The organism is Bordetella tumbae, from assembly GCF_965139195.1.
In the GTDB taxonomy this organism is placed as follows: domain Bacteria; phylum Pseudomonadota; class Gammaproteobacteria; order Burkholderiales; family Burkholderiaceae_B; genus Bordetella_A; species Bordetella_A tumbae.
Window position 1 is genome coordinate 52,681 of sequence record NZ_CBCSJH010000010.1, and the last position, 12,974, is coordinate 65,654.

Genomic DNA, 12,974 nt, shown 5'->3' on the forward strand with positions numbered 1-12,974 from the left:
ATCAATCGATAGGGGAATGCAGCGCGTGTGCCGTAATGACAGCCTCAGGCGCCCAGCTCGCGCTCGAGGGCTTTGGGGTTTTCCGTCAGGCGTTCGCAGAATTCCTGCGCGACGTCCCCCACGTACACGTCCTCGGTTCCTTGTCTCAAACTGCGGACGACCGCTTGCGCCAGTGCCTGCGGCGTGACGCGAGGCGGCGGTGTGCGTTGTTCCCATTCATGATCCAGCGGCCCGGGGAATACATTGATGACGCGAATGCCGGACGGCCGCATCTCGGCGCGCAAGCATTGCGACAATGACAATGCCGCAGCTTTGGATGCCGACCACATGCCGCGTGCGGGCAGATTCATCTGGGCGTAAATAGACAGGATATTGACCCAGGCCACGGCATTGCGCGTCCCGTCGGCAGCGCGCCCGCATAGTGCCGGCCCGAAATGTTGTGCCAAGCGCATCAGGCCCAGCACATTGATATCCAGCGCATCCCGCGCGACGTTGACGTCGCGGGTCGTCATGACACCGCCTTCGCGCTCCATGTCGGCGGTATTGATCAGAATCTCGACCTTGCCTCCCAGTGACGCGGCGGCACGCTGTACCGAGTCGGTATCGGTGATGTCCAGCGTGACGGCCTGGATGCGGTCGTCCTTCAGCAGGTCGGTGTAGGCGTCGACAGGACGCCAGGGCTGCGGATCGCCGAGGAATATTGTCGATGCTCCCGCATCCAGCAAGGCGGTGGCCAGGGCCTGGCCAGCAGCCGACTTACCGTCGGTGATCAACACGCGCCGGAACTTGGGGTCGCACGAGGTCTCGCGCAGAACGGGATCGTCAGCCATATGCGGCGTGTCCTTTTCGGGTAAAGCGATCATGACGGCCTGGCCGGAGCGATCCAGGCGCAACGTCAGGCGTACGCGTGTGCCATCGGCGCAGTCTTGATGCACATGTGCTACTACGGAAGGGCCTGCATCCATGCGTACGGTGCCGACTCTCCACGGCAGGCGCTCGCGGAAATACAGGTCGTTGCTGTGGTGCAAAGTGGTGCTCGCGAGCAATACGCCTTCGGGATTGACGGATTTCCAGGCTAACTCATGCGACAAGCATGCCCCGCAGACTTCACGAGGGGGATACTGCACGGTCTCGCAGGCGGAACACACTTGCAGTTCGAATCGACCCAACGCGGCGGCACGCGTCAGTCCGAGCGCGCAACGGCTGCGGGGGCCCGGCGGCAGCGTAGGCTGCCGAGTTCTGGCGATAGGGTTTTTCTTGGCCGGAGGGTTCAGAGGCTGCGTCATGCTTCGCTCCTGGCCAGGACCGCGGCGGCCGTGCATAGGCCGCGGTCATAGTTGATCATGCCGAAACCACTTACCAGTCCCGTTTGTACCTGCGCGACCTGCGTGCCACCTGCGGTGCCCGTCAGTTGCCGCAGCGCTTCGACCAATCCCAGATAACCGCCTGCCGCGCCAGCCTGGCCGACGGAGAGCTGGCCGCCGTTGGTATTAAAGGGAAAGGTCCCGTCTATCGTGAACGTGTTGTCGCGCACAAATTGCGGCGCATCGCCTTTGGCACAAAATCCCAGATCTTCGATCTGCATCAGGTTGATGACGGGATAGTCGTCGTAGGCTTGCATAAAGTCCATATCCTGCGGCCCACGACCCGCCAGTGCGTAGAGTTCGTCCACATCGATGGTCCATCCGCCGCGTTGCTGAATAGGGTCCTCGCTCCAGGCGTTGTGGCGCTCGATGGTAGACAGAATCCTTACACCGGTCAGGCCCAACGCCTTTGCTCGATCGGTACTCATTACCAGAAACGCATCTGCCCCCGCGCAGGGCATGACGCAATCAAACAAATGGATTGGGTCGGTGATCAGACGTGCATCCATGTACTGTTGCAGACTCAGCGGCTTTTTCATCAGCGCATGGGGATAGCGCAGTGCATTGTCGCGCTGCGCGACACACAGCTTGCCAAAATCCTCACGTGTGGCGCCGGTTTGCGCCATGTAGTGTGCCGTCAACAGCGCAAAGCTGGCATTGGGCCCGCCGGCGCCATAGGGGTACACCGCGTCTTGGGCAAAGCGTGAAAACTGGCTGACGGTATTGCGAAACGAGTCCACATGATTGGTGTCGCCCGCGAGGCAGGCGACGACCTCGGCATCGCCGGCTTGCACGGCACGTGCCGCCCGGCGCAGGGCCACGACACCGCTTGCCCCACCCATGGGGATATGGTCCAGCCAGCGCGGAGCCATGCCTAGATGTTGAGTCAGGCCGACGGCAGTATCCGGCGCCAGCGTAAAGCTCGAGACGCACATGCCATCGACATCGGATTTTTGCAGGCCCGATGCGTGCAGCAGCTCATACAATGCGCGACCCAGCCACCAATGAGCGCTATGCGTGCTGTAGCGTGCATACGGGATCGTGACGGGGCAAACCGCGACCACACCTTCGTATCCGCGGCGCAGGGCGGTCATGCGGGCACCTCTTGGCGCTTTTTCATGGCGCAGGTATCGACGCAGCGTGCGGTGCCCGGCAGCGTCGGCGCGAGGGCCTTCATCTCTCCGCGTTGGATCTTGTTGGTGGTGGTCAGAGGCAAGGCCTCGACAAAAGCCACGAACCCCGGCGCCTTGTAATAGGCCAGTTGCGTCAGGCACCAGCGGACGATGTCATTGGCTGCATCCCGCATCGCGCCGGCATCGGCAGGCATGGTGACCGGCACGACGCAGGCTAGGACCTCGTCGCCTCGCACCGCGTCCGGGACAGCAGCCACGGCGACGCTTTTAATCAGGGGATGTTGTGCCAGCACGCTTTCGACTTCGACCGCGGAGATGTTCTCGCCACTGCGGCGGATCACGTTTTTCTTGCGGTCGACGAAATGCATATTGCCATCGGGCTCGCGACGTACCAGGTCGCCGGTATGGAACCAACCGTCCTGCCATGCCGCCGCCGTGGCGGCCTCGTCCTTGAGATAGCCGGCAAAGAAACCGTAGCGCGGATCCTCGCCGGTATGACACACGAGCAACTCGCCAGGGCTGCCGTCGGCTACGTCCAGGCCCGCGTCATCGACAATGCGAACCCGCACGTCGTCCTCCGCTGCCCCAAAACAATTTGTACCCGTGTGACGCGGCTCGTGATTCGCAATGATGACGGCGCCCGCGCCGGTCTCCGTCATCGCCCAGGCCTCCAGCAATGGAAAACCAAAGCGCGCTTCAAAAGGATCGTGCAATGCCCGGTCAACACCCGCGCCGAAACCAAAACGAATCTGGTGATCGCGATCTTGCGGCGCTGGCGCCGCTTTCATCAAGATAGCGGGCATCACGCCCAGATAATGCAACACCGTTGCGCCCGAATCGCGAACGTTCTCCCACCAGGTCTGCGGATGAAAACGGTCCAGCGTAATCAGGCATCCCCCCGTCAACAACATCGCCATCGCCGAGTAAGCCATGGCGTTCATGTGCACCAGAGGCAGTGGGGTCAGCATGCGATCCCGTCCTTCATGCAGCGTCGCGAGCCCGCCGATGTTGGCGTACCAGTTGCCTGCATGCAGGAAATAGCGGTTAGGCAGAATGCAGCCTTTGGGACGTCCGGTGGTGCCGGACGTGTAGAGCAGGGCGCACTCGGTCATGATGCCGGGGGCCGTCCCGGCCGCAGGGGCGCGGAATGGCGCAGGCGGTGGCGTGGTATCAGCAGCGATGACTTGCAACGGATGATTTGCGCGCTCTGCCGCGGCGCGCAGTTCTTGGTGACGTGAGGGCAGCGCGATGGCGATGGCGATCTCGCTATGGCCGATGAGGTATTCCAATTCCGCTGCGCGCAGATCCCCGTTGATAGGAACGACAGAAACCCCCAAGCCGTTCAACGCATACCAGTGCAGAAAGAAGTCCGGCCGATTCTCCAACAACAGCCCCGCACGGTGGCCGTGCCCATAACCCGCCCGTTGATAGGCCTCGCGCAGCGCCCCAATACGGTTTGCCGCATCCTGATAGCTGATTTCGCCGGCGGGGATGCCATAAATCCCGGCCGTTTCCTCCAGCACACACAGCATTGCGTTGGATGGCCATTTCTGTGTTGTGTCTACAAACGCTTGGTAAACCGTGGCGCTCACGTGGCCCCCTTACATGAATAGCTGGATGTTGCCAAAGGCGGCGTCACAATTGACCAGGTCCACCCGTTTCAGCCGGATGCGCAATGCACCCTCGTGTTCGACCAAGTGCAGCGTGGACCAGCCCGCATAGAGTTGCTGCGCATCCTGCCGTGTCTCGACATAGTGAAATGCCACGCGCACGACATAGCGTCCTTGGTCGGGCGCGTGCTCAGGATGATCGCGCTCGATCGTGGGCTGTTGCAGCAAATGGTGACAACGGCTTTTAGGTTGCTGTGAGAACGTGCGTTGCCCAGTCAGACGCTCGACGCGCACTTGCAGCAGCAGTTTGTCCTCGTACATCAATGAGGCATGCAGGCGAGGATCCTGTTGATCATGTGCAAGCGGCATCCAGTAGTACGCATCGTCGGCATAGAGCGCCAACCATTGCTCGAACTTCAGCTCATCCAACAGCCTCGCCTCGGCATAGACAAAGTCGAGCAGATCCTGTTCGCTCACGGCGGTCGTTAGCGGGTTCATGCCGCGTCCTCCATGCCCTGGGTCATATAGCGTGCCCAGGCTCGATACTGATTACGCATCTGCCATTCGTTGGTGCCGTTGGTGACGACATTCTTTTGACCGTGCTCGGCAGGGTCATAGAGGCGGCCTACGTTGACCCAGCTGCGCGCACGTGTACGCAGGCCATCCTGGGCGCGTTCGTACATTTCCAGGTCGTCGTGGCCCACGACCGAGGTAGGGGCATTGATCAGCCGGTTATACATCAGCGTGCGCTCCAGCAACAGATCGGGCGCTCCGACCAGACGGAAGGTCCATGACTCGACCAGCGTACGATCCGCAGCCAGCGGCTTGAAAATACGCAGTGTTTGAATGGGACCCTTTACCATGATGTTGGGGAAATACACCGTGTTATGACGCACATCGCCCAGGATGGCCTTGGCGCGATCCTCGCCGTAGGCGGCCACCATCGCATCCCAATAGCCGGGAATCGCCGAATACGAGGCGTGAATCGAGTCAGAGACGCCGGTGTGCCCGTGTCCGTTTTCCCAGACACGGATGCCCATGCCCTCGAAAAATTCGTACGGTGAGATAAACGGCGCATAGAGTTCGACCGCCATGGGCTTGGGCGTGCCCTCGGGGGCCTGTGCCCAGACACGTACGGCCGTGCCGGCCGAGGACTCATGCGCCACCATGGGGTGGCAGGTGTCGGTCTGGTTGTCGACCAGCATTTTCCAGTTGCAGCGATGCATATAGCGAAATACGCCGCCAGCGACCTCGAGCCGGCCCTCGGGCGATCGATCCACCATATTGTCCAGCGTAGACAGGGCCTCGCCAAAAAAGGTCTCGAAGTCCTCGCCTTCGTCGCTCAGGCGGCAGAATACAAATCCCCGGTGATTGCGGACATTGGCGACCGCGGCCATGCCCTTGCTGGCTTCGCAGTGTTCCAGCCCCGTGTTCTCGTAGCCCTTTTTGAGCGGAATGGACAACGGGCTGCCATCGGTTTTGAACGTCCAGGCGTGATAGGGGCAGCGAAAAAACTTACCTGTATTGCCGCACGCGTCGCCCGCGACCATGGTGCCTTTGTGCGGACAGCGATTGATCAACACGCGGACCCTGCGATCGGTATGGCGCACCATGACGACCGGTTCGTCGCCCACGGTCGTGGTGATGAAATCACCGGGGTTCGGAACCTGGCTGTCATGGCCCACATAGACCCAGGTGCGGGCATACAGCTGTTCCATTTCCAGTTCGAACAGTTCCTGATCGACGAACAGGTCTTTGTGCACCTCGGTGTCGCGCACCAGGGCACGGATGGCGTCGGGGTTGTTGCGATAATGGCCCATGATGTTTCCCCTTTTTTTATGTCTCTTGCGTCACAGATCCAGCACCAGGCGCGCGGATTTTGCGCGCGAGATGCAGATCTGGATCAGTTTGCCTTCGGCTTTTTCTGCGTCCGACAGGTAGTAGTCGCGGTGATCGGGCGTGCCCTCGAGGACGGTAGCCTGGCAGACGCCGCATTCACCGCGCTTGCAGTCATACATGGGATCGCAGCCTGCGGCTTCCATGATTTCGACGATGGTTTTGTCAGCGGGAATGGTCAGCACCAGGCCGCTTTGCTTGAGTTCGACCTCAAAGGGCTGATCGCCAGCCAACGGTGCAGCCGTTGTGAACAGCTCGAAATGTATGTGTGTGTCGGGCCATTGTCGTTGACGCGCTCCCGCAATGACCGCGTCGATCATGCCCTGTGGTCCGCAGACATACAGGTGTTGATGTGGCGCGTAGGTATCCAGCAATGCGTCGAGATTCAACGCAGACAGCGGATCGTCGTCCACGTGTACATCGAGGTGTTCGCCGGCCAACGTATGCAGTTCGTCGACCAAGGCCAACTGATCGCGGTGGCGGCCGCAGTAATGCAAGACGAATTCGCGGTCCGTGTTTTTCAGCGCTGCAGCCATCGATGCGATGGGGGTGATGCCGATACCGCCTGCAATGAGCACGGTGCGATGACGGTCTGTCGATTCCTCGCGCGAGCAGGCATGCAGCGGGAAATCGTTCTTCGGTCCCTGCACCGTCAGCGTGTCCCCGACTTGCAATCCATGCATGTAGCGTGATCCGCCACCGCCGGCTTCGTCCAGGCGAACGCCCAAGCGATATTGATGAGGAGCGGTAAAGGCCGCGGTATCGGCGCACGTTGCGATCAGCGAATAACAACGAGGTTCGGCCAGGCCCGGGATCTGGACTTTCAAATGCGCGCCGGGCTCGAATGCCGGCAGCGTGCCACCGTCCGCATTTTCCATGACAAAAGTGCGCACCAGCGGCGTGGCCTGCTGGATGTCGCGAATGATGAGGTTCAAAATCTGCACGATGTCTCCGTAGCGATCGTGGCGGTTCAGGCGGCGATGGCCTGTTTGGCTTGGTTTTCCAGCGGGCCGCAGGCGACTTGCGACAGGGCGGTTTCCCGCAGACCGCGCAGCGTTTGCGCGGCGTCAGGGCGGCCTGCCAACTGGCGGGCGGTGTCGAGCAATGTGCCGTACTTGCTGGTGCCGCGTGAGTGCGTATCGCTGTAGCCCTTGACGAGCCGTCGGCAGTTCACGACCTCGACGGCGAGTGCGTAATCGCGCGGCGCGAGCTCGGTGATCAAATCCAGCCATTCGCGCAAGGCTTGTGTTTCGATCTGATGGCGCAAGGTCCGGCGGCGAATGCGCCGCATGCCGGATAGTCCATAGAGCATCAGGAACCCTGTCAACGAGGCGCTGCTCAGTCGGCGTCCTTTACCCAGGCGGCGGCTGACAAATCCCGACAGACCCGGCGAGCGCTCGATCCAGCGGCCCAGGCCTACCGGCAGCGTGCCGCAGATTTCCTCGACACGAGGGTGCATATAGTCGGTGGTGTAGACCAACTGATCCGGTTTGGCGCCGACCTCGGCACGTACACGGTCAAAACGGGTGCCGCGCGTCTTGAGGTCGGCGACGCGAATGACGTCGTCGTACGCCATCGCCACCGCGAGGTAGCGCGCCGCCGCACAGGTCAATGCCCAGTCGTGACCGGCACCGCCATATTGCGCGTCCAATGCCTGTAGTGCCGCCATGCGATCCAGGTATTCGCGGGCATACGCCATGTCTTGAAATTCGGCAGTACGCTGCGTCCCTGCTGCCAGCAGTGGCTGCGCCACACTCGGAAAATCACGCGTGATGCGATCCAGCAGCGCCTGCGCGCCCGGTGTCGCGGCACGCGTGGGCACTGCAGGCATTTCGCGTTCACGATCAATCGCGGCAGGCACGGCAGGGGCCGTCGCAGCGGCCTCATAGCCCAACGCGAACGCGCGCAAGCTGGCTTTGACCCCGAGCCCGCCGCGTTCGATCGTGGCCTCGAAATCCTGGCGGCTAAAGGGCAGGGCGCCGCTGCCCGCCACGGCGCCAAACAGGCTGGCGCTGATGACGCTGTCGGCCTGATCCGCCAGGGCTTGCAAATCAAAACACAGAAAACGCTGTGCGGCGACACGCCCAGCATCGAGCACCTTGTTCGGATCGGCAATGCCATTACCGGGTGCGGATTTTTCGCTGACCGCAAAACTGCGATGCGAGGAGGAGATCAAGGTCGTACGTTCAGGGGTGACAAGGCCACGTTGAATGGCGCGACCGCCTTCCATCAATTCCGCAGCCACGACCAGATCGACATCGCCGGGCGTAGGCATGAGAGCCAGCGCCGGTTGGCGGCCCGCCTGTTGCACAGCAGACTCGGGCAAGAGTTCCAGATAGTAAATCGTGGCGCCGGTACGTTGCGCGACACCCGGCACGGACGTGGTTTGCGCCCACCAGCCTGCGTGTTCGGCCATATCCACGATCCAATCAGCCAACACGCCTCCGCCTTGGCCGCCCATGGCGAGGACGGCGATCTTGATCGGAGATGCGGCGGTTACAGCGTTCGTGTGCATGCGAGTCTCGAGATGGAAAAGCCATACAGGTCGTCATTCGGTGCGATGGGATCAACAGTCCCATTGCCGATACTGCGGTACTACCAGGCGGTCTGTGCCAGACGTCTGGCGCGTCGTTTTTGCAAGAAACCGATCACCGCGCCGCGCACGCGTGCCGCGGTGAGATCCCATTTTGTGGGGTTATGCACGATATCGGCGCGATAAAACGAAGGACACAGTACGGCGGCGTGAGCGACCTCACCGCAATTGCCGCAGCCGACGCAGCTGCTTTCCACATGCGCGACCGGATCCTCTTTCAATGGATCACCGCTGTCTTTCACGCTGAGCGACGGGCAACCCGACAGGCGGATGCACGCGTGATCGCCCGTGCAGACATCGGGATCCACGCCAAAACGTTCCTTCACCACGCGCTTGCCGTCCTTGACGGCCTGGTTGAACTGCGGTTTGATGCGGCGCTGCTTATTCAGCATGCACTCGGACTGCGCGATGATGACCTTCGGACCTTTTTCGTCGGTGGTCAGGGCTTCTTCGATCGTGGCGCGGACCTTGGCGACGTCGTAGGTGCGATCCAGCGTGCGTACCCATTTGACGCCTACGCCGCGCACGGCTGCATCGATAGGGTTGTTAGTGCTGCGATCGGGATTCTGTGCGCGCGAGGACAAGATGTCCTGACCGCCTGTCGCCGATGCATAAAAGTTGTCGACGATGACGATGACGCCGTCGTACTTGTTGAATACTGCATTGCCGATGCCGGACGCGAGCCCGTTATGCCAGAAACCGCCATCGCCCATGATCGAGATCGGCCGTTTTGCCGCTGGAACATTAAAAGCGGCTGCGCTCGATGCTCCCAGGCCATAGCCCATCGTCGTCGCGCCGAGATTGAACGGCGGCAAAATCGAGAATAGATGGCAGCCGATGTCACAGGAAATATGGTGTTGTCCCAGCGTTTCCTGCGCCAGCGTCAGCGCGGAAAAAATCGGCCGTTCCGGACAGCCCGTACAAAAGCCCGCAGGGCGGGGCGGTACGACCTGAGCCAGATCGGCGACGTGTTTGTGGAACGTGATGGGTTGTTCTTTAGGGAGCGCCTTGGTACCCGTACTGTCGGGCGTCTGCGTTGTCGCGCGGGACTGAGTGGCTCCTGTTTCCGGTGTGTGTGGGCTGATTGATGCTTGCTTCACTGCCGCCGGCTGCGGTGAATCCAGCACGGTTTCCTGCACCAGATTCCGCAGCGATTGCTGACGAGCGTCAGCGGGTGCCTGACTCGCCTGTGCGGCCGACAGGGGCCCCGCATCTGCCGCGACTGCCGGATGCGTCTGCAACACCTCGGGTTGATACTTCGCCAGGAACCCGCGTATGCCATCGCGCAGCACCTGTGTCGTGTACTCGCCGGCCATCGGCAGAAAATCCTTGCCGTGCAGCGCCGTGGCGACGCCTGCCTTGCGCAGGATGGCGTGCAGGTTTTGTTCCAGATAATCGGGTTGGCCTTCTTCCAGCATCAACACGGCGCGCTTGCCCGTACAGAAACGCTGCACCTCGTCCTCGATGACCGGGTAGGTGACGTTCATGACGTACAGGGGGATACGGCTATTGCCAAAGTGATCCGCCAGGCCCAACAACTGCAATCCGCGGATGACACCGTTATACAGCCCGCCTTGCAAGATCAATCCGATATCCTGCAGATCGCCGTCGTCCATGAATTCATTGAGTTGGTGTTCCTGGATATAGCGCACCGCGGCGGGCCAACGGTCTTTGATCTTTTCCTGCTCGTGCAAAAACGAGGCGGGCGGCAACACGATGCGATTGGTATCGCGCGACGGACTCTCCAGCGCTTGGGCCAGCGTGTATGTGGGACGCTTGTTGTCCTTGGCAATAAATCGCCCATGGACATGGCAGCCGCGGATGCGCAATTGCAGCATCACAGGGGTATTGCTGGCCTCGGATAGCTCGAACCCGTCTTCGACCGCCTTGACCATGCTCTCCAGATTGGGACGTGGGTCCAGCAACCAGATCTGCGATTTCATCGCAAAGGCATGTGAGCGCTCTTGCATAATGGATGAGCCCTCGCCGTAGTCCTCTCCCACGATGACCAGTGCCCCGCCCGTGACGCCGCCCGAGGCCAGATTGGCCAGCGCATCAGAGGCTACGTTCGTGCCGACGGTGGATTTCCAGGTGACAGCCCCGCGAATCGGATACATGACTGACGCGGCGAGCGTCGCGGCGGCAGTGGCCTCGGAGGCGCTCGCCTCGAAGTGCACGCCCAGCTCCTGCAGGATCTCGTTTGCGTCGGCCAGGACATCCATCAAGTGCGAAATCGGCGAACCCTGATAGCCGCCCACATAGCCCACACCGGCCTGCAACAGGCCCTTGGTCACAGCCAGAATCCCTTCGCCGCGAAATTCCGTGCCGGCGCCGATGCGCAACTGCTGGACTTCTTTCTTGAAAGATCTTTCAGCCATGCCGTTTTCCCTGAATCCGGAGCTATCGAGAGCCCGTGTTTTTTTGCCGCGATTGCGTCATGAATAAATACTTTAGGAGTCAACTATATAACTGTCAACAAAAAACATGATTTTTCATGGAAAAGACAAAATATCACTTAAAAACAAGGGTGTATACGACCAGGAAAGATGATTTATATCCAGGTTTACCCTGTATCGAATTGGTGCATGGCGTGCTAAAACAGGGCATCGCGGTATGGTGCGGCACAGCATTCAACAACCATGTTGGTGCAGGTGCGAACCGTGCCTGGTTTCGAAGTAAAGATGAGGCCGAATGAATCCGCCATCGACGCGTTTTGTAGACGAATACCTGGCTTATTTATTGGCCCAGGCCAGCCATCGCATCTCGGCGGACTTCCATTTGCAGGTCAATGCGGCAGGGCTTTCAGTGACCGAGTGGCGCGTGTTGGCGAGCTTGATGGGCGGCACGGGCGAAACCATCGGGACCTTGGCTCGCCTGGCAATCACCAAACAGCCTACGCTGAGCAAAGTGGTGCAGCGGATGGAAATCGACGGTTGGGTAGAACGCGTCGGCGTGCGCGCGGATCGCCGGCAAACTCAGGTTCGGATTACTGCGGCGGGGCGGCGATTGATCGGCGGTCTGTGCGATCAGGCTATGGCCCACCAACGTGAAATACTGGCGTCGTTTGATCCAGCGCGCGCGGCGTCTTTTGTCGAAATGCTAAAGACTTTGATGCACTGGCACGAGCCCTTAGTGGATCAGAGCGACGGTGCAGTGGACGGTGCTGTTTGAGTTCGCAGAATAGGGGGCTCATGTTATCGCCCTGATTTTGCAATGTCTGCTCCGACGGGCGTAAACTTCATGGTGAATCCCCCGGTTGCTTGTGAATACTTCGCGTATATCACCTTTAGGCACTTTGATGCCCTTGACCCGTGGGGATCCACCTCTTATTGCACAGAAGGGATTAGTCATCAGAATGCCGTACGGTTCGCGTAGGGTGTTCCCGTCAATGCGTCACTACCTCGGAGATTCTCCGCCATGAGCCGCCTCACCGCCCGCGACTTTTCCCCTGAACTGCTTGAGCTTTATGACGGTTATGTGCACGGCCGGATCAGCCGGCGCGATTTTCTCGATCGCGCGGCGAAATACGCGGTGGGCGGCCTGACAGCCGCAACGATCCTGGCGTCCTTGAGTCCCGACTATGCGATGGCCCAGCAGGTGCAGTTCACCGATCCCGATATCGTGGCGGAATACATTGAGTATCCGTCACCGAACGGGCACGGTCAGGTACGCGGCTATCTGGTGCGTCCAAAGGCTGCCCAGGGCAAGGTCCCCGGCATCGTCGTCGTGCACGAAAACCGTGGCTTGAATCCTTACATCGAGGACGTGGCGCGTCGTGTGGCCAAGGCCGGTTTCATCGCGCTGGCCCCGGACGGGCTGAGTTCGGTCGGCGGCTATCCCGGCAACGACGACAAGGGCCGCGAATTGCAGCAGAAAGTCGATCCGCAGAAATTGATGAACGATTTCTTTGCGGCGATCGAATATGTGCGTGCCAGCGATCTGACCACCGACAAGGTCGGCATTACGGGATTCTGCTACGGGGGCGGCGTGTCCAACGCGGCTTCTGTGGCTTATCCCGAGCTTGCCGCGGCCGTCCCGTTCTATGGCCGGCAGGCCAAGCCCGAGGACGTCGGGCGCATCAAGGCCCCGCTGCTCTTTCATTTTGCCGAGACCGATCCCAACGTCAACGGCACGTGGCCAGCCTACGAGGCGGCGCTCAAGGCGGCGGGCACAAAATACGAAGCCTATATTTATCCCGGCACCAACCACGGGTTTCACAACGACTCGACTCCTCGCTACGACGAGGCTGCGGCCAAGCAGGCATGGGATCGCACCATTGCCTGGTTCCAACGCTATCTGGCCTGATCAATAGATCCGGCTCTGCGCGGATTTGAGCGGCGTTGCCATCCTGATGGCGGCCGTTTCGCGGGCGTTAGTC

At 60.6% G+C, this 12,974-nt stretch carries 11 protein-coding genes; 3 read left to right on the forward strand and 8 right to left on the reverse strand.

Annotated elements, in window-relative coordinates; translation table 11 throughout:
* Positions 1-44: 44 nt before the first annotated feature.
* From ACNA0J_RS13320 to ACNA0J_RS13355, 8 genes are all read right to left on the reverse strand, one after another.
* A complete protein-coding gene (locus ACNA0J_RS13320; protein ID WP_415819334.1) occupies positions 45-1,286 on the reverse strand; it encodes an SDR family NAD(P)-dependent oxidoreductase in 1,242 nt (413 codons plus the stop codon).
* The gene (locus tag ACNA0J_RS13325; protein WP_415819335.1) at positions 1,283-2,458 is read right to left on the reverse strand and encodes a thiolase family protein; all 1,176 of its coding nucleotides are present in this window, start codon (positions 2,456-2,458) and stop codon (positions 1,283-1,285) included. Before ACNA0J_RS13325 ends, ACNA0J_RS13320 begins: the two co-directional genes overlap by 4 nt.
* A complete protein-coding gene (locus ACNA0J_RS13330) occupies positions 2,455-4,089 on the reverse strand; it encodes an AMP-binding protein (RefSeq protein ID WP_415819336.1) in 1,635 nt (544 codons plus the stop codon). The genes ACNA0J_RS13325 and ACNA0J_RS13330 overlap by 4 nt, the downstream gene beginning before the upstream one ends.
* Positions 4,090-4,098: 9 nt before the next feature.
* A complete protein-coding gene (locus tag ACNA0J_RS13335) occupies positions 4,099-4,605 on the reverse strand; it encodes an aromatic-ring-hydroxylating dioxygenase subunit beta (RefSeq protein WP_415819337.1) in 507 nt (168 codons plus the stop codon).
* Complete coding sequence (locus ACNA0J_RS13340) at positions 4,602-5,927, reverse strand: aromatic ring-hydroxylating dioxygenase subunit alpha (RefSeq protein ID WP_415819338.1); 1,326 nt, start codon at positions 5,925-5,927, stop codon at positions 4,602-4,604. Before ACNA0J_RS13340 ends, ACNA0J_RS13335 begins: the two co-directional genes overlap by 4 nt.
* A gap of 30 nt (positions 5,928-5,957) precedes the next feature.
* Positions 5,958-6,947 carry a PDR/VanB family oxidoreductase gene (locus ACNA0J_RS13345; RefSeq protein ID WP_415819339.1) on the reverse strand — a complete coding sequence of 330 codons (990 nt, stop codon included), beginning with the start codon at positions 6,945-6,947 and terminating at the stop codon, positions 5,958-5,960.
* 26 nt (positions 6,948-6,973) lie between these two features.
* Positions 6,974-8,518: an indolepyruvate oxidoreductase subunit beta family protein gene (locus ACNA0J_RS13350; RefSeq protein ID WP_415819340.1), complete on the reverse strand. Its 1,545-nt coding sequence runs from the start codon at positions 8,516-8,518 to the stop codon at positions 6,974-6,976.
* Positions 8,519-8,598: 80 nt separating this feature from the next.
* Positions 8,599-10,974: a thiamine pyrophosphate-dependent enzyme gene (locus ACNA0J_RS13355; protein WP_415819341.1), complete on the reverse strand. Its 2,376-nt coding sequence runs from the start codon at positions 10,972-10,974 to the stop codon at positions 8,599-8,601.
* 116 nt (positions 10,975-11,090) lie between these two features.
* On the opposite strand from ACNA0J_RS13355, the gene ACNA0J_RS13360 reads away from it, so the two are divergent.
* The 3 genes from ACNA0J_RS13360 (at position 11,091) to yghX (ending at position 12,901) form a co-directional block, all read left to right on the forward strand.
* Complete coding sequence (locus tag ACNA0J_RS13360; protein ID WP_415819342.1) at positions 11,091-11,291, forward strand: hypothetical protein; 201 nt, start codon at positions 11,091-11,093, stop codon at positions 11,289-11,291.
* Positions 11,288-11,767 carry a MarR family winged helix-turn-helix transcriptional regulator gene (locus ACNA0J_RS13365; RefSeq protein ID WP_415819343.1) on the forward strand — a complete coding sequence of 160 codons (480 nt, stop codon included), beginning with the start codon at positions 11,288-11,290 and terminating at the stop codon, positions 11,765-11,767. The genes ACNA0J_RS13360 and ACNA0J_RS13365 overlap by 4 nt, the downstream gene beginning before the upstream one ends.
* Before the next feature lie 246 nt (positions 11,768-12,013).
* Positions 12,014-12,901 carry a YghX family hydrolase gene (gene yghX, locus ACNA0J_RS13370; protein ID WP_415819344.1) on the forward strand — a complete coding sequence of 296 codons (888 nt, stop codon included), beginning with the start codon at positions 12,014-12,016 and terminating at the stop codon, positions 12,899-12,901.
* Positions 12,902-12,974: the final 73 nt, after the last annotated feature.

Excerpts from the sequence above, each read along its gene's own strand:
- ACNA0J_RS13320 (WP_415819334.1), bottom strand. The coding sequence starts at position 1,286 with ATGACGCAGCCTCTGAACCCTCCGGCCAAGAAAAACCCTATCGCCAGA.
- ACNA0J_RS13325 (WP_415819335.1), bottom strand. The coding sequence starts at position 2,458 with ATGACCGCCCTGCGCCGCGGATACGAAGGTGTGGTCGCGGTTTGCCCC.
- ACNA0J_RS13335 (WP_415819337.1), bottom strand. The coding sequence starts at position 4,605 with ATGAACCCGCTAACGACCGCCGTGAGCGAACAGGATCTGCTCGACTTT.
- ACNA0J_RS13340 (WP_415819338.1), bottom strand. The coding sequence starts at position 5,927 with ATGGGCCATTATCGCAACAACCCCGACGCCATCCGTGCCCTGGTGCGC.
- ACNA0J_RS13350 (WP_415819340.1), bottom strand. The coding sequence starts at position 8,518 with ATGCACACGAACGCTGTAACCGCCGCATCTCCGATCAAGATCGCCGTC.
- ACNA0J_RS13355 (WP_415819341.1), bottom strand. The coding sequence starts at position 10,974 with ATGGCTGAAAGATCTTTCAAGAAAGAAGTCCAGCAGTTGCGCATCGGC.
- ACNA0J_RS13360 (WP_415819342.1), top strand. The coding sequence starts at position 11,091 with ATGGAAAAGACAAAATATCACTTAAAAACAAGGGTGTATACGACCAGG.
- ACNA0J_RS13365 (WP_415819343.1), top strand. The coding sequence starts at position 11,288 with ATGAATCCGCCATCGACGCGTTTTGTAGACGAATACCTGGCTTATTTA.
- yghX (WP_415819344.1), top strand. The coding sequence starts at position 12,014 with ATGAGCCGCCTCACCGCCCGCGACTTTTCCCCTGAACTGCTTGAGCTT.